The 19,024-nt window shown below is 68.7% G+C and carries 18 protein-coding genes and 3 tRNA genes; 18 read left to right on the top strand and 3 right to left on the bottom strand.

Annotation, left to right across the window (positions count from 1 at the left end):
* Positions 1-57: 57 nt before the first annotated feature.
* From CR157_RS07910 to CR157_RS07930, 5 genes are all read left to right on the top strand, one after another.
* Positions 58-1,308, top strand: a complete 1,251-nt coding sequence (locus tag CR157_RS07910; RefSeq protein WP_110283014.1) for an aspartate kinase — start codon at positions 58-60, stop codon at positions 1,306-1,308.
* A gap of 205 nt (positions 1,309-1,513) precedes the next feature.
* Positions 1,514-1,711, top strand: a complete 198-nt coding sequence (gene csrA / locus CR157_RS07915) for a carbon storage regulator CsrA (RefSeq protein ID WP_110283015.1) — start codon at positions 1,514-1,516, stop codon at positions 1,709-1,711.
* Positions 1,712-1,809: 98 nt separating this feature from the next.
* Positions 1,810-1,902 (top strand) — tRNA-Ser (locus CR157_RS07920).
* Between the two features lie 66 nt (positions 1,903-1,968).
* Positions 1,969-2,045 (top strand) — tRNA-Arg (locus CR157_RS07925).
* A 74-nt stretch (positions 2,046-2,119) separates the two neighbouring features.
* Positions 2,120-2,196, top strand: a tRNA-Arg gene (locus CR157_RS07930).
* Between the two features lie 182 nt (positions 2,197-2,378).
* On the opposite strand, the gene CR157_RS07935 is transcribed toward CR157_RS07930, so the two are convergent.
* Positions 2,379-3,362: a tRNA dihydrouridine synthase gene (locus CR157_RS07935; protein WP_110283016.1), complete on the bottom strand. Its 984-nt coding sequence runs from the start codon at positions 3,360-3,362 to the stop codon at positions 2,379-2,381.
* Between the two features lie 173 nt (positions 3,363-3,535).
* Between CR157_RS07935 and CR157_RS07940 the strand changes: the two genes are divergently transcribed.
* Genes CR157_RS07940 through CR157_RS07950 form a run of 3 tightly spaced genes read left to right on the top strand, consistent with a single transcriptional unit; the run spans position 3,536 to position 6,994 of the window.
* Positions 3,536-3,787 carry an OadG family protein gene (locus CR157_RS07940; RefSeq protein ID WP_110283017.1) on the top strand — a complete coding sequence of 84 codons (252 nt, stop codon included), beginning with the start codon at positions 3,536-3,538 and terminating at the stop codon, positions 3,785-3,787.
* A 50-nt stretch (positions 3,788-3,837) separates the two neighbouring features.
* Positions 3,838-5,661, top strand: a complete 1,824-nt coding sequence (gene oadA, locus CR157_RS07945) for a sodium-extruding oxaloacetate decarboxylase subunit alpha (RefSeq protein WP_110283018.1) — start codon at positions 3,838-3,840, stop codon at positions 5,659-5,661.
* 10 nt (positions 5,662-5,671) lie between these two features.
* Positions 5,672-6,994 (top strand): sodium ion-translocating decarboxylase subunit beta, encoded by a 1,323-nt coding sequence (locus CR157_RS07950; protein WP_110283019.1) that lies wholly within the window; start codon positions 5,672-5,674, stop codon positions 6,992-6,994.
* Here CR157_RS07950 and CR157_RS07955 read toward each other — a convergent pair.
* Together CR157_RS07955 and lexA are read right to left on the bottom strand one after the other, a co-directional pair.
* Complete coding sequence (locus tag CR157_RS07955) at positions 6,978-7,601, bottom strand: IMPACT family protein (RefSeq protein WP_110283020.1); 624 nt, start codon at positions 7,599-7,601, stop codon at positions 6,978-6,980. The two genes, CR157_RS07950 and CR157_RS07955, sit on opposite strands and share 17 nt — an antisense overlap.
* Positions 7,601-8,086, bottom strand: coding sequence for a transcriptional repressor LexA (gene lexA / locus CR157_RS07960; protein WP_110283021.1), 486 nt, complete (start codon positions 8,084-8,086; stop codon positions 7,601-7,603). Before lexA ends, CR157_RS07955 begins: the two co-directional genes overlap by 1 nt.
* Before the next feature lie 217 nt (positions 8,087-8,303).
* Here lexA and ccmA point away from each other — a divergent pair, with 217 nt between their 5' ends.
* Genes ccmA through smc form a run of 10 tightly spaced genes read left to right on the top strand, consistent with a single transcriptional unit; the run spans position 8,304 to position 18,930 of the window.
* Positions 8,304-8,948, top strand: coding sequence for a cytochrome c biogenesis heme-transporting ATPase CcmA (ccmA, locus tag CR157_RS07965; protein ID WP_110283022.1), 645 nt, complete (start codon positions 8,304-8,306; stop codon positions 8,946-8,948).
* A gap of 7 nt (positions 8,949-8,955) precedes the next feature.
* Positions 8,956-9,678 (top strand): heme exporter protein CcmB, encoded by a 723-nt coding sequence (gene ccmB, locus CR157_RS07970; protein WP_110283023.1) that lies wholly within the window; start codon positions 8,956-8,958, stop codon positions 9,676-9,678.
* Positions 9,679-9,692: 14 nt separating this feature from the next.
* The gene (locus CR157_RS07975) at positions 9,693-10,433 is read left to right on the top strand and encodes a heme ABC transporter permease (protein WP_110283024.1); all 741 of its coding nucleotides are present in this window, start codon (positions 9,693-9,695) and stop codon (positions 10,431-10,433) included.
* Positions 10,430-10,663: a heme exporter protein CcmD gene (gene ccmD / locus CR157_RS07980; RefSeq protein WP_306766771.1), complete on the top strand. Its 234-nt coding sequence runs from the start codon at positions 10,430-10,432 to the stop codon at positions 10,661-10,663. The genes CR157_RS07975 and ccmD overlap by 4 nt, the downstream gene beginning before the upstream one ends.
* Positions 10,653-11,159, top strand: coding sequence for a cytochrome c maturation protein CcmE (ccmE, locus tag CR157_RS07985; protein ID WP_110283026.1), 507 nt, complete (start codon positions 10,653-10,655; stop codon positions 11,157-11,159). Before ccmD ends, ccmE begins: the two co-directional genes overlap by 11 nt.
* 24 nt (positions 11,160-11,183) lie before the next feature.
* Positions 11,184-13,175: a heme lyase CcmF/NrfE family subunit gene (locus CR157_RS07990; protein ID WP_181422029.1), complete on the top strand. Its 1,992-nt coding sequence runs from the start codon at positions 11,184-11,186 to the stop codon at positions 13,173-13,175.
* Positions 13,172-13,699, top strand: a complete 528-nt coding sequence (locus CR157_RS07995) for a DsbE family thiol:disulfide interchange protein (RefSeq protein WP_110283028.1) — start codon at positions 13,172-13,174, stop codon at positions 13,697-13,699. Before CR157_RS07990 ends, CR157_RS07995 begins: the two co-directional genes overlap by 4 nt.
* Positions 13,690-14,157 carry a cytochrome c-type biogenesis protein gene (locus CR157_RS08000; protein WP_110283029.1) on the top strand — a complete coding sequence of 156 codons (468 nt, stop codon included), beginning with the start codon at positions 13,690-13,692 and terminating at the stop codon, positions 14,155-14,157. Before CR157_RS07995 ends, CR157_RS08000 begins: the two co-directional genes overlap by 10 nt.
* Complete coding sequence (gene ccmI, locus CR157_RS08005) at positions 14,154-15,398, top strand: c-type cytochrome biogenesis protein CcmI (RefSeq protein ID WP_110283030.1); 1,245 nt, start codon at positions 14,154-14,156, stop codon at positions 15,396-15,398. The genes CR157_RS08000 and ccmI overlap by 4 nt, the downstream gene beginning before the upstream one ends.
* Before the next feature lie 31 nt (positions 15,399-15,429).
* Positions 15,430-18,930 carry a chromosome segregation protein SMC gene (gene smc / locus CR157_RS08010; RefSeq protein WP_110283031.1) on the top strand — a complete coding sequence of 1,167 codons (3,501 nt, stop codon included), beginning with the start codon at positions 15,430-15,432 and terminating at the stop codon, positions 18,928-18,930.
* The last annotated feature ends 94 nt before the right edge of the window (positions 18,931-19,024 follow it).

Consider the following 19,024-nt stretch of genomic DNA (forward strand, 5'->3'; position numbering starts at 1 on the left):
CATCCACCTTTCACTCATCCGGGCGCTACCCGCTCGACCTACGAGGGAAAACGGCATATGGCACTATACGTACAGAAGTTCGGCGGCACCTCGGTGGGCTCCGTGGAGCGCATCAAGGCCGTGGCCGAGAAGGTCAAGGGCTTCCGCGACGGCGGCCATCAGGTCGTGGTCGTGGTCTCCGCCATGAGCGGCGAGACCAACCGCCTGATTAGCATGGCCAACGAGATCAACGACGAGCCGACGCCGCGCGAGATGGACATGCTGGTCTCCACCGGTGAGCAGGTCACCATCTCGCTACTGGCCATGGCCCTGCACAAGCTGGGCGTGCCGGCGACCTCCTACACCGGTTCCCAGGTGGGCATCCAGACCGACAGCGCCCACACCAAGGCGCGCATCCAGCGCATCGAGACCGATGAGCTACGGGCCGACCTGGACGACGGCCAGGTGGTCGTGGTGGCCGGCTTCCAGGGCGTCGACGAGGAGGGCAACATCACCACCCTGGGCCGCGGCGGCTCCGACACCACCGGCGTGGCCCTGGCCGCGGCGCTGGGTGCCGACGAGTGCCAGATCTACACCGACGTCGACGGCGTCTACACCACCGACCCGCGGGTCTGCTCCAAGGCCCAGCGTCTCGAGACCATCACCGTCGAGGAGATGCTCGAGCTGGCGAGCCTGGGCTCCAAGGTGCTGCAGATCCGCGCTGTCGAATTCGCCGGCAAGTACAATGTCGCGCTGCGCGTGCTGTCCAGCTTCGAGGATGGCCCCGGCACCCTGATCATTGCAGACTCCGACAAAGACGAGGATTCCATGGAAGAACCGCTGATCTCCGGCATCGCCTTCACCGCCAACGAAGCCAAGCTGACCCTGCTCAACACCCCCGACGTGCCGGGCGTGGCCTGGCGCATCCTGGGCCCGATCGCCGATGCCAACATCGAAGTCGACATGATCGTGCAGAACGTGGCGCCGGCCGGCGACTACACGGACTTCACCTTCACCGTGGCCAAGAGCGACTACAAGCAGACCCTGAAGATCCTCAAGGAGCAGGTACTGCCCGAACTGGGCGAAGGCGAAGTGAAGGGCGACGACAACATCGCCAAGGTCTCGCTGGTGGGTGTGGGCATGCGCTCCCACGCCGGTGTGGCCTCGAAGATGTTCCGGGTGCTGGCCGAGGAGAACATCAACATCCGCATGGTCTCGACCTCGGAGATCAAGATCTCGGTGGTGGTCGACGAGAAGCACATGGAGCTGGCGGTCAAGGTGCTGCACAAGGCCTTCGGCCTGGACAAGAGCGACATCGAGAGCGAATAAGCGCGTCGCGTGCGGCCGACACCTTCTACGCTTGTAGGGAAGTCCATGACACCCCTGTAACGGCGAACGGGCTGCTCGTGGGTGTCATGGAGTCGGCGCCATTGGTCAGGGACGACGCGATGCCACATAATGAGGCGGCGCCGCCCTGTCGGCGAACATCCCGTTGCCAGCAAGTCCGAGAACAAGTCTGAGAAGGAGATCAGCCATGCTCATCCTGACCCGCCGAGTCGGCGAAACCCTGATGATCGGAGACGACATCACCGTCACCGTGCTGGGCGTCAAGGGAAACCAGGTCCGAATCGGCGTCAACGCCCCCAAGGATGTCGCTGTGCATCGCGAGGAGATCTACCAGCGCATCCAGCGCGAGAAGGCCGATGCAGAGGGTGGTGATCAGGAAGGCTGAGGCGTGCCGGGGTGATCGCCGCCGTCAGCCTGAAAAAACCACGAAGGTCGCTGGACAATGGCCTTCAGAAACGGTAACATACGCGCCGTGTCGATGAGGGAGAGGTGGCCGAGTGGCTGAAGGCGCTCCCCTGCTAAGGGAGTATGGGGTTTATAGCCCCATCGAGGGTTCGAATCCCTCCCTCTCCGCCAAGTTCCCGAGGGTGGCTTCATCAGCAAACCCCCATCCGGAGCGGTTCGGCACAGTGTGAAGATAGAGCGCCCGTAGCTCAGCTGGATAGAGTACCTGACTACGAATCAGGTGGTCGGAGGTTCGAATCCTCCCGGGCGCGCCATCTTCGAGTGAATGTTGCCGGTGGCATCTCCGCCTCGTGTCGCATTCCCCACAGTGATTCCATCATTGTATCCAGCGCCCGTAGCTCAGCTGGATAGAGTACCTGACTACGAATCAGGTGGTCGGAGGTTCGAATCCTCCCGGGCGCGCCAGATTTCGACCCGTCCTCGATCCGAGGACGGGTTTTCTGTTTTCCGGATCCGTTCCGTCTGCTGGCCGAATCGGTGTCGCAGCTCGCGCGTCGGTTCCGCGATCGTTTGAGGCGCCGTCGCAATGCATGCGATGAGCGCCTCTTTTTTTGTCGGCCCCTGTTCCGGTGCTCGGCGTTCCGGGCTCAGGCCGGCTCGACGCAAGGCGCGCCATGCCGCTGGGGTGGCGGGGCATCGGGTTCCGCCGCCTGCAGACCCGCCATCAGGGAATCCAGCTCGGTGATGCGCTTGAGCGCCTGGAAGCGGCACGCCGCTTCGGCGTCGCGGGCGCGCATATGGTTCAGCCACTGCTTCACCAGGGAGGTGACAATCCGGTCGGGAAGTATGTTACGCTGCACTGCAGCATACTCGGCCAGAAGCTGGCCTCGCTGCGACCAGCGAGTCGCCGGCAGCCGCTCGCCGGTGGCCTGCCAGTGGCGGATGCGCGGGGCGAGCCAGGGGTCGGCCAGGGCCCCGCGACCCAGCATGACATCGCGGCAGCCCGAGAGGGTGCGGGCCTTCCAGTAGTCCTCGAGGGTCCAGATGTCGCCGTTGGCCACCACCGGGATGCGTAGCCGCCGGCGAATGCGGCCGATCCACTCCCAGTGGGCAGGCGGCCGATAGCCTTCGTCGCGGGTGCGGCCATGGACCACCAACTGGCGTGCGCCGCCATCCTCGGCGGCCAGGGCGCACTCGAGCGCCCGGCGTCGGTCGGAGAAGCCCAGGCGGATCTTGGCGGTGACCGGGATCGCATCGCCCACCGCGGCGTGCACGGCGGCCACGGCGGCCTGTACCCGGCTAGGCTCGCGCAGCAGCGAGGCGCCGCCGTCATGGCGATTGACCAGCTTGGCCGGGCAGCCGAAATTGAGGTCCAGGCTCACGGCGCCCAGTGCGAGTGCCTGGCGGGCATTGGCGGCCAGGGCCTCCGGGTCGGCGCCCAGCAGTTGCAGGTGCACCGCCGCGCCACTGGGCGTGGCGACGCGGGGGGCCGCGAGCTCGGGGCAGTGCTTGAGGAAGACGCGAGGTGGCAAGCGGGCGTCCACCACGCGCACGAACTCGGTGACCGCCCAGTCGAAGCCGCCGCGTCGTGTCAGCAGGTCGCGGGTCACGGCATCGATCACGCCCTCCATGGGCGCTAGGCCGATGCGGCCGTTATGTAGTAAATTAACAACACTGATTTCCACCATATCGCCATTGCAATCTGCCGGGGATGTGGCAGGTTATATGATCGAAAAAATTACGCAAGCCGGCCTGATCGCGTGAGATCGGCGCCGGCTGGAGACAAGATCTAGGAGAACGCCGCATGCAGGACATCGAGCTACTACAGGAAGGGCTGGCCCTGATGGGCGTCGGTATGGGCTTTGTTTTTGTTTTTCTTACCGTATTGGTGATCGTCACCACCCTGATGTCCAAGACGATCGGCCGCTTCTTCCCCGAGCCGGCGGTCCCTGCCTCCGCCACCGACCGCCGCGCGCCGACGCCCCGCCAGGACGATGACCTGATGGCGGTCATCAGTGCCGCGGTGCATCGCTATCGGCGTCGCCATCGTCGCTGAGCGTTCCTTGCCGGTTTCATCCTCCATCCCATAACGACAAGGTCACTCCCATGACTGACAATGCTGCTCGCCCGCTGGGCATCACCGATGTCGTACTGCGTGATGCCCACCAGTCGCTGTTCGCCACGCGGATGCGCCTGGACGACATGCTGCCCATCGCCGAGAAGCTCGACCGCGTCGGCTTCTGGTCCCTGGAGTCCTGGGGCGGCGCCACCTTCGACGCCTGTATCCGCTACCTCGGCGAGGATCCATGGGAGCGGATACGGGCGTTGAAGGAGGTCATGCCCCATACCCCCCAGCAGATGCTGCTGCGCGGCCAGAACCTGCTCGGCTATCGCCACTACGCCGACGACGTGGTCGACCGCTTCGTCGAGCGCGCCCGGACCAACGGCGTCGACGTCTTCCGGGTCTTCGACGCCATGAACGACCCGCGCAACCTCGAGCGCGCCATCCGGGCGGTGCGCAAGGTCGAGGGCCACGCCCAGGGCACGCTCTCCTACACGGTGAGCCCGGTGCACACCCTGGACGGTTGGGTCGAGCTCGGCAAGAGCATCGCCGCCATGGGCGCCGATTCCCTGGCCATCAAGGACATGGCCGGCCTGCTCAAGCCCTACGACGCCTTTGAACTGGTCACCAAGCTCAAGGCCGCGCTGGATATCCCCATCCATATGCAGTGCCATGCCACCACCGGCATGTCCACCGCCACCGCGATCAAGGCCGCCGAGGCGGGCATCGACAACGTCGATACCGCCATCTCCTCGATGTCCATGACCTACGGCCACAGCCCCACCGAGTCGGTGGTGGCCATCCTCCAGGGCACCGCGCGCGACACTGGCCTGGACCTCGAGCTGCTCGAGGAGATCGCCGCCTACTTCCGCGAGGTTCGCAAGAAGTACGCCGCCTTCGAGGGCTCGCTGAAGGGCATCGACTCGCGGATCCTGATCGCCCAGGTGCCGGGCGGCATGCTCACCAACATGGAAGGCCAGCTCAAGGAGCAGGGCGCCGGTGACAAGCTCGACGACGTGCTCAAGGAGATCCCGCGGGTGCGCGAGGACCTGGGCTTCATCCCGCTGGTCACCCCGACCTCGCAGATCGTCGGCACCCAGGCGGTGATGAACGTGATGATGGGGGAGCGCTACAAGTCGATCTCCAAGGAGGTCCAGGCGCTGCTCAAGGGTGAGTACGGCGCCGCCCCGGCCCCATTCAACAAGGAGCTGCAGGCCCGCGTGCTGGAGGGGGGCGAGCCGATCACCTGTCGCCCGGCCGACAACCTCGCGCCGGAGATGGACAGGCTGACCGCCGAGCTCAAGGAGAAGGCCAGGGCCGAGGGCATCCGCCTGGCCGAGGGCGAGCGCGAGATCGACGATGTCCTGACCTATGCGCTCTTCCCGCAGATCGGCCTGAAGTTCCTCAAGCACCGCGATAACCCCGACGCCTTCGAGCCGGCGCCCCAGGCCCCCGACAACCCCGGCTCGGCCGCGACGCTGCCGGTCGCCTCACGGCAGGGCGGCGCCCCCGCCAAGGCCCCGGACGTGTCCAGTGGCCCCGAGACCTATACCGTCAAGGTCAACGGCAAGGCCTACGTGGTCGAGGTCGCCGAGGGCGGCGAGATCGGCCAGGTCAGCGAGGCGAGCGAGGCCGCCGAGGCGGCGCCGGCGCCCAGCGGCGAGGCGATCCCCGCGCCGCTGGCCGGCAACATCTTCAAGGTCAACGTGCGGCCGGGCGACAGCGTCAAGGCCGGCGACGTGGTGATCATCCTCGAGGCGATGAAGATGGAAACCGAGGTACGCGCCTCGACTGCCGGCACGGTATCGGCCATCCGCGTCAACGAGGGCGACAGCGTCGCCGTCGGCGACACCCTGATCGAGCTCTGAGGGTGATCCCATGGAAAAGCTACTGACACTATGGGAAGGCTCGGGTCTCTACAACCTGACCCCGGGCCAGGCGGTGATGGTCGTGGTGGGCCTGCTGCTGCTGTGGCTGGCCATCGCCAAGAAGTTCGAGCCGTTGCTGCTGGTGCCGATCGGCTTCGGCGGGATACTGGCCAACATCCCCGAGGCGGGGCTGGCGCTGTCCGCCGCCGAGCAGGCGGCACACCTGGCCCGCCCCGAGGTGCTGGAACAGATGGCCGCGGCGCTGCAGTTCGGCCTCGAACCGGCGAGCGGTGTCGAGGGGTGGCGGCATGATGTCGCCGAGGTGCTGCATGGCGACACCTCGCCGGCGCTGATCCGCGCGGCCAACGACCTCGCCATGGACGCGGGCTTTGCCCACGGCGTGCTCTACCAGTTCTACAATGTGGCGATCGCCTCGGGTATCGCTCCGCTGGTGATCTTCATGGGCGTGGGCGCGATGACCGACTTCGGCCCGCTGCTGGCCAACCCGCGGACGCTGTTCCTGGGGGCGGCGGCGCAGTTCGGCATCTTCGCCACCCTGCTCGGCGCGGTGGGCATGTCGGCGATGGGCTGGATGGACTTCTCGCTCCAGCAGGCCGCCGCCATCGGCATCATCGGCGGCGCCGACGGCCCCACCTCGATCTATGTGTCGAGCATCCTGGCGCCGGAACTGCTGGGCGCGATCGCCGTGGCCTCCTACTCCTACATGGCGCTGGTGCCGCTGATCCAGCCGCCGATCATGAAGGCGCTGACCACGAAGCAGGAGCGCGAGATCGCCATGACCCAGTTGCGGCCGGTCTCCAAGCTGGAGAAGGTCGTCTTCCCGCTCAGCTTGCTGATCCTGGTGGTGCTGTTCCTGCCCGACGCCGCGCCGCTGCTGGGGATGTTCTGCTTCGGCAACCTGATGCGCGAGTGCGGCGTGGTCGAACGCTTGAGCGATACGGCACAGAATGCGCTGATCAATATCGTGACCATCTTCCTGGGGCTGTCGGTGGGCTCCAAGCTGATGGCCGATCGCTTCCTGGCCTTCGAGACCCTGGGCATCCTGGGGCTGGGCATGGTGGCCTTCGCCATCGGCACCGCCTGCGGCGTCCTGATGGCCAAGCTGATGAACACGGTGAGCAGGATGCCGATCAACCCGCTGATCGGCTCGGCGGGGGTCTCGGCGGTGCCGATGGCGGCGCGGGTCTCCAACAAGGTGGGGCTGGAGTCCAACCCGCACAACTTCCTGCTGATGCATGCCATGGGCCCCAACGTGGCTGGCGTCATCGGCTCGGCGGTGGCCGCCGGTGTGATGATCAAGTACCTGGGTTGACGATGTCGACCCGCCCGCGCAGCCGGGCTTCCAGCGGGGTCAGGTCGACGTCGGTGTCGCGGGGCCAGCCCACGGTGAGCAGCACGCCATCGGCGCCGTAGTCGGCCCGCTCCACGGGGATGCCGCGCTCGGCCAGCCAACTGCGGGCCTCGGCCTCGCCGGCGAAGTCGAGCTTCAACTGCAGGGAGGTGCGTTCGATGACCTCGCGCCGGGGCAGGTCTTCCAGGGCCTGGGCGACGGCCTGGGCGTAGGCCCGCGCCAGGCCGCCGGTGCCGAGCTTGGTGCCGCCGAAGTAGCGGGTCACCACGCAGCCCACCTGCCCGAGGCCGGCGCCGGCGAGTACCTGGAACATGGGTCGCCCGGCGGTGCCGCCGGGCTCGCCGCCGTCGGAGAAACCGATGGCGGCCTGCTCGCCGGGCGGGCCGGCGATGAAGGCGCTGCAGTGGTGGCTGGCGTTGGGGTGGGCGTGACGGGCCTCGGCCAGCAGGGCGTCGAAGGCGGCCGTGTCCGGGGCATGGCAGAGCCAGGCGATGAAGCGGCTCTTCTCCACTTCCAGCTCGCTCTCGCGCCACTGCCCGGCGGGAATGTCGGGCACCGCAAAGCGCATCAGGCGGCCAGACCCGTCTGGCGCACCACGCCCATCACCAGCCCCAGGACCTGGATGTCACTGTTCTTGAGGTAGATGGGGGCCATGCTCTCGTTGGCCGGCTGCAGGCGCACGCCCGACTTCTCGATGTAGAGCTTCTTCAGGGTGACCTCCTGGTCGTTGATCATCACCACGGCGGTCTCTCCGTTCTCGGCGCTCTCGCGGCGTTCGATGATGATCACATCCCCGTCGAAGATGTTGCAATCGATCATCGAGTCGCCGCGCACCTTCAGGGCGTAGGTGTTGCGGCGCACCATGCGCGAGGGCACGTGGATGCTGCCGGCGTCCAGGCAGGCCTCGATGGGGAGTCCCGCCGAGACCCGCCCCAGCAGGGGGACCTCGATCAGCTCATCGTGGAGCAGGTCGTCGTCCTCGATGGCCTCCCAGGCCTCCGCCAGCGGCAGGTTGGGCCGGCGATGCAGGAACTGCGGGGTGACCTTTGGCATGATGCGTCTCTCCTGTCGGCAGACCAGTGAGCAAACCACTGTCGATGCGTACAGTGCATCTGAAGCATAGCAGGGGGTCGGGATCTGGCAAGGGGCGGCTATCGACGGTAGCGTTGATACAGGTCAACTGCGACCGGCTGACACACGGCCTGCTCTGGCAGCAAAAGCCCTTTCCGTGTAGAGTTCCGGCGAAATTACCCCATGTCGGGAGAGTGCCTTGCCCCTGCGTCTGCAAGCCCGAGAGCTGGCCTGTGAGCGTGACGACCGCCGGCTGTTCGAGGATCTCGATCTGGACATTCGCGCCGGCGAGATCGTGCGGGTCGAAGGGCCCAACGGCAGCGGCAAGACCACGCTGCTCAAGATCCTGTCCGGCCAGCTGGCCGACTACCGGGGCGAGCTCTTCTGGAACGGGGTGCCGATGCGCCGGGTGCGTGGCGATTTCCTCGCCAGCCTGCTCTACCTGGGCCATGCGCCGGGCATCAAGGCGGCCCTGACGCCGCTGGAGAATCTCGCCTGGTACCAGGCGCTGGCCGATGAGCCTGGTGACGAGGCGGCACGCCTGGCGGCGCTCGAGGGCGTGGGGCTCGCCGGCTTCGAGGACCTGCCGACGGGACAGCTCTCGGCAGGGCAGCAGCGCCGCGTGGCGCTGGCCCGGCTGGATCTGACGCCGCGGCCGTTGTGGGTGCTCGACGAGCCCTTCACCGCCATCGACCGGGACGGTGTGGCGGCCCTGGAGGCGCGCCTCGTCGCCCATGCCCGATCCGGTGGTTGCGTGCTGGTCACCACCCACCATGAGCTCCGGGCCACCGATGAACTGAGGCGTATCCGTCTCGGTGGGGGAGGAGACGATGCCCGGCACTGAGACACCGATGACCGACACCGAGGCGGCCATGCCCTTCCACCGGGAACCTCGCGGCGGCCTGATGGTCGCATTGCGGGCGACCCTGAAACGCGATCTGGTGCTGCTGTTGCGGCGGCGCAGCGAGGTGCTCAACCCCTTGGTGTTCTTCGCCCTGGTGATCACCCTGTTCCCGATCGGCATCTCGCCGGACCCGGAACTGCTGGCCACCATCGCACCCGGGCTGCTTTGGGTGGCGGCCCTGCTGGCGGCTCTGCTCTCGCTGGACAGCCTGTTTCGCGGCGACTACGACGACGGCTCCCTGGAGCAACTGCTGCTCACGCCCCAGCCGTTGGCCGCCCTGGGGCTGGCCAAGGTGGCGGTGCATTGGCTGCTCACCGGCCTGCCGCTGGCGCTGATGGCGCCGGTGCTGGGCATCATGCTGTCGCTGCCGGCCGGCAGCTACGGGATCCTGGCCCTGTCGCTGGCGCTGGGCACCGCCAGCCTGAGCCTGATCGGCGCCATCGGGGCGGCCCTGACGGTGGGGCTCTCGCGCGGTGGCGTGCTGCTCTCGCTGCTGGTGCTGCCGCTCTACATCCCGGTGCTGATCTTCGGTGCCGGTGCCGTGCAGGCGGCGATCCTGGGCGATGGCGTCGCGGCGCACCTGGCCATTCTCGGTGCCCTGCTGGCGGTGACGCTGATGTTCGCCCCCTGGGCGATTGCGGCGTCGCTGCGTATCAGTATCAACGGTTGAGGAATTGACGAGGCATGTGGACCTTCATTCACAAGCTCGGGTCACCGAGGTGGTTCTACGCCATCAGCGCCCGCCTGCAGCCCTGGTTCTGGGCCGCGGCGGCGCTGCTGCTCCTGGTCGGCAGCGTCTGGGGGCTGGCCTTCGCGCCGGCCGACTACCAGCAGGGCAACAGCTTCCGCATCATCTACGTGCACGTGCCGGCGGCCTTCCTGGCCCAGTCGATCTTCGTCGCCATGGCGGTGGCCGGGTTGATCTTCATGGTCTGGAAGATCAAGGTCGCCGACATGGCGGCGGCGATGATGGCGCCGCTGGGCGCGGCCATGACCTTCATCGCCCTGTTCTCCGGGGCGGTCTGGGGCATGCCCACCTGGGGCACCTGGTGGATGTGGGACGCCCGCCTGACCTCGATGCTGATCCTGCTGTTCCTCTATTTCGGCGTCATTGCCCTGCGCGGTGCCTTCTCGAGCCGCGACAGCGCCTCCCGGGCGGCCTCGGTGCTGGCCATGGTGGGTGTGATCAACATCCCGATCATCAAGTACTCGGTGGACTGGTGGTACACCCTGCACCAGCCGGCCACCTTTACCGTCACCTCGCGGCCGTCCATGCCCATGGAGATGTGGCTGCCGCTGTTGATCATGCTGCTGGGGTTCTACAGCTTCTTCATCGCCCTGACGCTGATGCGCACCCGCAGCGAGATCCTGCGCCGCGAGTCGACCAAGCGCTGGGTGCGTGACCTGGCCGCGGAGGAGGCATGATGGCCTTCGCCAGCTTCAACGAGTTTCTTGCCATGGGCGGCCACGGCCCCTATGTCTGGACCTCCTGGGCCGTCACCGCGGCGCTGCTCGGGGGCATCGTGATACATGCCCGCAGCGAGCGTCGCCAACTGCTGCGCAACCTGCAGCGCCGGGCGCGGCGCGAGCGGCGCCTGGCCGGCGGCCGGGCACCGGTTTCCCATCAGAGGGGTGGACACGTCGATGACACCTAAACGCAAGCAGAAGCTGTTCGTGGTCCTGGGGCTGGTCTCGCTGGCCGCCATTGCCGTGGGCCTGACCCTCTACGCCCTGCGCAGCAACATCAACCTCTTCTTCAGCCCGGTGCAGATCGCCGCCGGGGAGGCCCCCTTCGAGCGCCAGATCCGTGCCGGTGGCATGGTCAAGGCGGGCTCGGTGTCGCGCGACCGCGAGAGCCTCGAGGTGGCATTCACCGTGACAGACTATGTCGATGACCTCGAGGTGCGCTACAGCGGCATCCTCCCCGACCTGTTCCGCGAGGGGCAGGGGGTGGTGGTGGTCGGCGAGCTCCAGCGCGACGGCTGGCTCAGGGCCGACCAGGTGCTGGCCCGCCACGACGAGAACTACATGCCGCCGGAAGTGGCCCAGGCCCTCGAGGAGGCCGGCTACTCGCCCGCCGACTACCAGGCCAAGGCCGCCGAGATGGCCGAGCGGCTCGGCGCCCAGGACGACGGCGCCAGCCAGAACTGATCCGGAGTGTCCATGCAGACCCTGATGATCCCCGAAATCGGCCACTACGCGCTGATCATCGCCTTGCTGATGGCGCTGGTCCAGGGAGTGATGCCCCTGGCAGGGGCGGCGACCCGCCGTCCGCTGTGGATGGCCTATGCGCGCCCCATGGCCACCGGCCAGTTCCTGTTCCTGGCCATCGCCTATGCCTGCCTGACCGCCAGCTACCTGTTGGATGACTTCAGCGTGGCCAACGTCGCCAGCAACTCCAACTCCATGCTGCCCTGGTACTACAAGGCCAGCGCCGTCTGGGGCAACCACGAGGGCTCGGTGCTGTTGTGGAGCCTGATCCTGGCGGCCTGGTCCTTCGCCGTGAGCCGCTTCTCCCGGGAGCTGCCCCGCGACATGCTGGCCCGGGTCCTCGGCGTGATGGGGCTGGTCAGCGTGGGCTTCCTGGCCTTCGTGCTGGTCACCTCCAACCCCTTCGAGCGGTTGCTGCCCAACATTCCCCAGGACGGTGCCGACCTCAACCCGCTGCTGCAGGACTTCGGCCTGATCGTGCACCCGCCGATGCTCTACATGGGCTACGTGGGCTTCTCGGTGGTCTTCGCCTTCGCCATCGCGGCGCTGTTGGGCGGGCGCCTGGACGCCGCCTGGACCCGCTGGGCACGGCCCTGGACCAACATCGCCTGGGCCTTCCTCACCGTGGGCATCGCGCTGGGCAGCTGGTGGGCCTACTACGAGCTGGGCTGGGGGGGCTGGTGGTTCTGGGACCCGGTGGAGAATGCCTCGCTGCTGCCCTGGCTGGCCGGCACCGCGCTGATCCACTCCCTGGCGGTGACCGAGAAGCGGGGCGCCTTCAAGAGCTGGACGGTGCTGCTGGCGATCACCACCTTCTCGCTGTCGCTGATGGGCACCTTCCTGGTGCGCTCGGGCGTGCTCACCTCGGTGCATGCCTTCGCCAACGATCCCTCCCGCGGGCTCTTCATCCTGGTGCTGCTGGGCATCACCGTGGGCCTCTCGCTGCTGCTGTTCGCCCTGCGCGCCCCCCGGGTCAGCCACCAGGTCGGCTTCGGCTGGCTCTCCCGAGACGCCCTGCTGCTGATCAACAACATCCTGCTGGTGATCATGACCGTCACGGTGCTGCTCGGCACGGTCTACCCGCTACTGCTCGATGCCCTGAACCTGGGCAAGATCAGCGTGGGCCCGCCCTACTTCAATGCGCTCTTCGTGCCGCTGACGGTGGTACTCTGCCTGTTCATGGGCCTCGGCCCCCTGGCACGCTGGAAGCATACCGACAGTGGCGACCTGCTGCGCCGCTGCTGGCTCGCCGGCCTCGTCGCCCTGGTCATCGGCGCGGCCGCCCCGCTGCTCTACCGCGGCGAGTGGAACCTCAAGGTGAGCCTGGGGGTGGTGGTGGCGCTGTGGATCGTGCTGCCCATGCTGCGCGACCTGTGGACCAGGACGCGTCACGCGTCCGGCCGTCTGGCCGGCGTCAAGCGGCTGTCGCTGGCCTACTGGGGGATGATCCTCGGGCACCTGGGGATGGCGGTGACCATCGTCGGCGTCACCGTGGTCTCCAACTACGCCATCGAGCGCAACGTGCGCATGGGCGTGGGCGACAGTGTCCAGGTGGCCGGCTACACCTTCACCATGACCGGGCTGACCAGCCGCCGCGGTGCCAACTTCCTGGCCGACCGCGCGGAGATCGAGGTGCGGCGCGGCGAGAGCCGGCGCAGCTTCACCATGACCCCCGAGAAGCGGCTCTATATCGCCCGCGGCATGCCGATGACCCAGGTCGCGCTGCGCCCGGGGCTCTTCCGTGACCTCTACGTGGCCATGGGCGAGGACCTGGACGACGGCAGCTGGGCCATGCGTGTCCAGTACAAGCCCTTCGTGCGCTGGCTGTGGCTCGGGGCCCTGCTGATGGCCGCCGGTGGCGTGCTGGCGGTGGTCGACCGTCGCTACCGGCGCACCGTCACGGCCCGCGACCCGGAACGGGCTCCGGCCGAGAAGCCCCGGGAGGCTACCGTATGAAGCGTCGCCTGCTGCTGTTGCTGCCGCTGGTCGGCTTCCTGGCGCTCGGCGCCTTCCTCTACATGGGGCTGTCGATCAACCCCTTCGAGCGTGACTCGGCGCTGATGGCCCGCGACTTCCCGGCCTTCGAGCTCGCCACCCTGGAGGATCCCGAGCGGGTGGTGGACGCCTCGCTGCTCGAGGGCGAAGTCACCCTGGTCAACGTCTGGGGCGAATGGTGCCCGACCTGCAAGCAGGAGATGCCCCAGTTGCTCGACCTTGCCGAGCGCGGCGTGCGCCTGGTGGGGATCGACTACAAGGACACCCGCGAGAAGGGCAGCGCGTTCCTCGACGAGTTCGGCAACCCCTTCGAGGTCAACATCTTCGACCCGGACGGGACCCTGGGCTTCGACCTGGGGGTCTATGGCGCCCCGGAGACCTTCCTGGTCGATCGCGACGGGGTGATCCGCTACCACCACACCGGCTATATCAAGCCGGAGGACGTGCGCGACACGATATTGCCGGAGGTGGAGAAATGGCGCTGATGATGCGATGGCTGCTCTGCGTCCTCCTGCTGGTGCCGGCCCTGGGCCAGGCGGCGGTGGAGGTCCGCGAGTTCGACGATCCGGTGACCGAGCAGCGCTACCGAGATCTCACCGCCACCCTGCGCTGCCCCAAGTGCGAGAATCAGGCGATCGACGACTCCGACTCGCCCATCGCCGGTGACATGCGCGATCGGGTCTACGTGCTGCTGCAGGATGGCCGCTCCGACAAGGAGATCCTCGACTTCATGGTCAACCGCTTCGGTGACTATGTGCTTTACAACCCGCGGCTCGAGGGCCGCACCCTGCTATTGTGGGGCCTGCCCGCGGCCCTGGTGCTGCTCGGTGCCCTGGTGGTGATCCTCATGGTGCGAGCCCGCCGGCGCACGGCGTCCCGGCGCCTGAGCGCCGAGGAGCGCGCCCGTCTCGACGCCCTGATCAATCGCGAGAGGACCGAATGAGCCTACTCTGGATCGCCTTCGCCATCCTGCTGTTGCCGGCCCTGTGGCTGCTGGTGTCGCCGCTGCGGCGTGCCGCGGCCGTGGGTGCGGCCCAGCGCGACTTCGAGGCCAACGACCGCTCCGCCGACCAGAACCTGGCCATCTATCGCCGCCGGCTGGCCTCGCTGGCGGCCGCCCTCGAGCGGGGCGACATCGACCAGGCCTGCTTCGAGGAGGACCGCCTGGAGCTCGAGCGCAGCCTGCTCGAGGACACCGAGAGCCTCGGGCGCGCGCCGCTCAAGCCCTCTGCCGCCGGCCGGCTCGTGGTGCCGGTGGTGATGGTGGCGGTGGTGGTCGCCAGCGTGTTCTGGTACCAGCACGAAGGCGCCGAGGGCGACCTCGCCCTGCTGGCGGTGCGGCAGGAGGTGGTGAACCATCCCGACGGCTCCATGGCGATGATGATCGAGCGTCTCGAGGAGCAGGCCGCCCGCCAGCCGGGCAACCCCAACGTCTGGATGATGCTGTTCCCGCTCTACCGCGATGCCGGCCGGGCCGACCAGGCGAGCGATGCCCTGGAGCGACTGATCGAGATCGAGGGCCGCCACGCATCGCTGCTCGGCCAACTGGCCCAGGTCGAGTTCTTCGCCGCCGACCGTCGGTTCACCGACGAGGTGCAGGCGCTTGTCGACGAGACCCTGGCGCTGGACTCCAGCCAGCCCACCGTGCTCGGCATCCTCGGCATCGAGGCCTTCGACCGCGGCGACTACGCGGCGGCCATCGACCACTGGCGCCGCGCCATTGCCGGCATGGATGACCCGGCCTCCGGCCAGGCCCTGCGCGAAGGCATCCGCGTGGCCCAGCAGCGCCTGGGGGTGGCGCCGGAAGAGCGGGAACAGGCGGCCGCCGAGGGCCCCGGCATCCATGTGCGGGTGAGCCTCGACGATGCTCTCGCCGATCGCGTCGACGACGATGCCGCGGTGTTCGTGGTGGCCCGGGACATGGAGGGCGACCTGCCGCCGCTGGCCGTGGCCCGGCTGCGCCTCGGCGACCTGCCGGCCGACCTGGTGCTCGACGATACCCGCGCGATGTCGCCCGAGGCGAGCCTCTCCCGGGTGAGCCAGGCACGACTGGTGGTACGCGTCTCGCCCAGCGGCGAGGCGACTCCCCAGGCCGGTGACCTGTTCGGTGACCGCGAGGGCGTGCCGGTGGGCGGCATCGACGGCGCGCCCGTCGAGGTGGTGATCGACCGGGTCTTCGAATGATGGCCACGGGCTAGCGGAGGAGTCAGCAGGGATGCGCCTCAAGTCGATTCGCCTGGTCGGGTTCAAGTCCTTCGTCGATCCGGTCACGGTGCCGTTCGACGGCAACATGACCGCCATCGTCGGCCCCAACGGCTGCGGCAAGTCGAACATCATCGACGCCGTGCGCTGGGTGATGGGCGAATCCTCGGCCAAGACCCTGCGCGGCGAGTCGATGACCGACGTCATCTTCAATGGCTCCACCGGCCGCAAGCCGGTGGGGCAGGCCTCCATCGAACTGCTCTTCGACAACCGCGACGGCGCCATGGGGGGCATCTACGCCCAGTACGCCGAGATCGCCGTCAAGCGCCTGGTCACCCGCGACGCCCAGTCGAGCTACTTCTTCAACGGCCAGAAGTGTCGGCGCCGCGACATCGCCGACCTCTTCCTCGGCACCGGCCTCGGCCCGCGCTCCTACGCCATCATCGGCCAGGGCATGATCTCGCGGCTGATCGAGGCGCGCCCCGAGGAGCTGCGCGCCACCCTCGAGGAGGCCGCCGGCATCTCCAAGTACAAGGAGCGCCGCCGCGAGACCGAGAACCGCATGCGCCGCACCCAGGAGAACCTGGAGCGCCTGGAGGACATCCGCGAGGAGCTCGACAAGCAGCTCGAGCGCCTCAGGCGCCAGGCCGAGGCCGCCCGCCGCTACCAGGCCCTCAAGCAGGAGGAGCACCGGGTGAAGGGCGAGCTGGCGCTGCTGCGCGCCCGCGCCCTGCGCGCCAGCCAGGCCGAGGAGGAGAGTCGGGTCCGCGACCTGGAGACCGGCGTCGAGCGCGAGGTGCTGGGGCTGCGCCAGTGCGAGACCCGCCTCGAGGAGGCCCGCGCCGACCACGACCGGCTGGCCAGCGAACTCGATGCCCAGCAGGCGCGCTTCTACGAGACCACCACCGCCATCGCCCGCCTCGAGCAGGACATCGAGCACGCCCGTGCCCGCGATGCCCAGCTCGCCCGCGACCTCGAGAACGCCCGGCGCGAACTCGCCGAGCTCGACCGCCTGGGCGAGGACGACGGCGAGCGCCTGGCGCGACTCGACGAACGCCTCGAGACCCTGGCCCCCGAACGCGAGGAGGTCGCCGAGCGGCTCGCCGAGCTGGAGGCGGGCCTCGAGGACGCCGAGCCCCTGGCCGAGGAGGCCGACGCCGCCTGGGAGGCCTTCAACGAACAGTGGCGGGAGGCCAGCCGCGAGGCGGAACGCGCCCAGGACCGCCTGCGCGAGCTCGAGGGGCGGCTCGAGCGCCTCGAGGGCGACGAGCGTCGTCGCCGCCAGCAGCACGAGGAGCTGCCCGACATCGCCCTGCTCGCCGGGCAGCGCGGCGAGCTGGCCGAGCGCCTGGCCGAGCTGGAGCTGTCGCGCGAGGCGGTGGAGGAGCGCCGCGAGGCGCTCCAGGCGAGCCGCGACGCGGCCCGCGAGCGGGTGCGCGAGACGGAGCAGGCGCGCGAGATCGATCGCCAGCGCCGCAGCACCCTGCAGGGTGAGCTGGCCTCGCTGGAGGCGCTGATCCAGGCGGGCCTGGCGGATCACGACGAGGCGCTCGATGCCCACCTGGCCGGGCATGGCCTGGCCGAGGCCCCGCGCCTGGGCGAGAGCCTGGAGGTCGATGCCGGCTGGGAGGAGGCCGTCTCCTGGGTGCTCTCGCCCTGGTTGCGGGCACGCTTGAGTCCCCTCGGCGAGGGGCGTGCCGTCCTCGACGCCGCCCCCGGTGAGCTCGGCCTGCTCGAGGCCGGCGCGCGCCCGGCCGACGGCCCCGCCGCCCCCAGTCTGGCGACGAAGGTGCGAGGCGCCGGGGCCGCCGCCCAGTGGCTGGCCGGCATCCGCTGCGTCGCGTCCCGCGAGGTGGCCTGGGCGCAACGTGAGTCGCTCTCGCCCGGCGAGAGCCTGATCACCGCCGACGGCCTCTGGCTGGGGGACGGCTGGGCGCGTCACCGCGGCCAGGGCGAGGGGCTCGATGCCCTGCTGGTCAGCCGTCGCCGCGAGGCCGAGGCCCGGGCCGAGCTCGAGGTCGTGGAGGCGCGCCTGGACGAGCAGGAGGCGCGCCTCGCCGACGCCGCCGAGCGGGTCGAGCAGGCCGAGGCAGCCCTGGAGGAGACGCGGCTGGAGGAGCGGGACCTCGACCGGCAGCGCCAGCAGCTGGCGGTCGAGGACAGCGGCCTGGCCAGCCGCCTCGAGCACCTGGAGGGGCGGGCCGCCGAACTGGCCGAGGAGCTCGCCGGGCTGGCAGAGGCGCGCGAGGAGGCGCTGCTGGCCATCGAGGAGGTGCGCGACCGCTGGCAGCAGGCCATGGCGCGGCTCGAGGAGGGCGCCGAGCGTCGCGAGCGGCTCGACCGCGAGCGCGGCGAGGCCCGCGAGCGGCTCGCCTCGCTGCGCGGTCGCCAGCGCCCGTTGGCCGAGAAGGTCCAGCAGCTCGCCCTGGAGCAGGAGCGCCTGACCACCGAACGGGCCGGGCTGGCCGAGCAGCAGGGGCGTGCTGGCGAGGCGCGCGAGCGCCTCGAGCTGCGCGCCACCGAGCTCGCGGAGGAGCGCGAGATGCTGCGCGAGCCCGAGGAGGAGCGCCGCGAGCGTCTCGACGAGCTGCTCGACCGTCGCGAGCGCGAGGAGCGCGTGCTCAACGAGGTGCGGGGCCGGGCCGCCGAGCTGGTCGAGCGGCTGCGCGAGGACGAGCAGGCGCGCCAGGCCCACGAGCGCCACCTGGAGGGCATTCGCGAGCGGCTGCAGGAGGCGCGGATGCAGGTCCAGGCGCTTCGCCTCAAGGCCGAGACCCAGGACGAACAGCTCGGGGAGCTGGGCCACGACGAGCGCGAGCTGGCTGAGTCGCTCGATCCCAACGCCACCGAGTCCGCCTGGCAGACCCGCCTCGAGGAGCTCGGCGAGCGCATCCGGCGGCTCGGTGCCATCAACCTGGCGGCCATCGAGGAGTACGACCAGCAGGCCGAGCGGCGCGACTACCTGGAGGCCCAGCACGCCGAGCTCAGCGAGGCCCTGGAGACCCTCGACCGGGCGATCCGCCGCATCGACCAGGAAACCCGCACCCGTTTCCGCGAGACCTTCGAGCGAGTCAATGCCGGCCTGCAGTCACTTTTCCCGCGGGTCTTCGGGGGCGGAACCGCATGGTTGACCCTGACCGGCGAGGATTTGCTCGAGACCGGCGTGGCCATCATGGCCAGGCCACCGGGCAAGAAGAACAGTACCATTCATCTTCTGTCCGGGGGGGAAAAGGCCCTCACCGCCTTGTCGATGGTCTTCGCCATCTTCCAGCTCAATCCGGCACCCTTCTGCATGCTCGACGAGGTGGATGCCCCTCTCGATGATGCCAATGTGGGGCGCTACGCGAAGCTGGTGAAGGAGATGTCGGAGACGGTTCAGTTTATCTATATCACGCATAACAAGATCGCCATGGAGGCGTCGGAACGCCTGATGGGGGTGACCATGCAGGAGCCGGGGGTTTCCCGCCTGGTGGCAGTGGGCGTCGAGGAGGCCGCGGCCCTCGCCGAGGCCTGACGGACTTGATCGCGAACGGCAAAAGGGGTAACAAGGAAGGCAATGTTGCTGCATTGCATGGATGCACAGGGATTATGGAAGGGCGATTGCACAG

Origin of the sequence: Halomonas sp. LBP4, from assembly GCF_003202205.1 — a bacterium.
GTDB classification, from domain to species: domain Bacteria; phylum Pseudomonadota; class Gammaproteobacteria; order Pseudomonadales; family Halomonadaceae; genus Halomonas; species Halomonas flagellata.

Bases quoted from the DNA above. Each gene is read 5' to 3' on its own strand.
- ccmI (WP_110283030.1), top strand. From the start codon at position 14,154: ATGAGCCTACTCTGGATCGCCTTCGCCATCCTGCTGTTGCCGGCCCTG.
- CR157_RS07990 (WP_181422029.1), top strand. From the start codon at position 11,184: ATGATCCCCGAAATCGGCCACTACGCGCTGATCATCGCCTTGCTGATG.
- csrA (WP_110283015.1), top strand. From the start codon at position 1,514: ATGCTCATCCTGACCCGCCGAGTCGGCGAAACCCTGATGATCGGAGAC.
- CR157_RS07910 (WP_110283014.1), top strand. From the start codon at position 58: ATGGCACTATACGTACAGAAGTTCGGCGGCACCTCGGTGGGCTCCGTG.
- CR157_RS07940 (WP_110283017.1), top strand. From the start codon at position 3,536: ATGCAGGACATCGAGCTACTACAGGAAGGGCTGGCCCTGATGGGCGTC.
- ccmB (WP_110283023.1), top strand. From the start codon at position 8,956: ATGACCGACACCGAGGCGGCCATGCCCTTCCACCGGGAACCTCGCGGC.
- ccmD (WP_306766771.1), top strand. From the start codon at position 10,430: ATGATGGCCTTCGCCAGCTTCAACGAGTTTCTTGCCATGGGCGGCCAC.
- CR157_RS08000 (WP_110283029.1), top strand. From the start codon at position 13,690: ATGGCGCTGATGATGCGATGGCTGCTCTGCGTCCTCCTGCTGGTGCCG.
- oadA (WP_110283018.1), top strand. From the start codon at position 3,838: ATGACTGACAATGCTGCTCGCCCGCTGGGCATCACCGATGTCGTACTG.
- ccmE (WP_110283026.1), top strand. From the start codon at position 10,653: ATGACACCTAAACGCAAGCAGAAGCTGTTCGTGGTCCTGGGGCTGGTC.
- CR157_RS07995 (WP_110283028.1), top strand. From the start codon at position 13,172: ATGAAGCGTCGCCTGCTGCTGTTGCTGCCGCTGGTCGGCTTCCTGGCG.
- CR157_RS07975 (WP_110283024.1), top strand. From the start codon at position 9,693: ATGTGGACCTTCATTCACAAGCTCGGGTCACCGAGGTGGTTCTACGCC.
- lexA (WP_110283021.1), bottom strand. From the start codon at position 8,086: ATGCCAAAGGTCACCCCGCAGTTCCTGCATCGCCGGCCCAACCTGCCG.
- CR157_RS07955 (WP_110283020.1), bottom strand. From the start codon at position 7,601: ATGCGCTTTGCGGTGCCCGACATTCCCGCCGGGCAGTGGCGCGAGAGC.
- CR157_RS07950 (WP_110283019.1), top strand. From the start codon at position 5,672: ATGGAAAAGCTACTGACACTATGGGAAGGCTCGGGTCTCTACAACCTG.
- CR157_RS07935 (WP_110283016.1), bottom strand. From the start codon at position 3,362: ATGGAGGGCGTGATCGATGCCGTGACCCGCGACCTGCTGACACGACGC.
- smc (WP_110283031.1), top strand. From the start codon at position 15,430: ATGCGCCTCAAGTCGATTCGCCTGGTCGGGTTCAAGTCCTTCGTCGAT.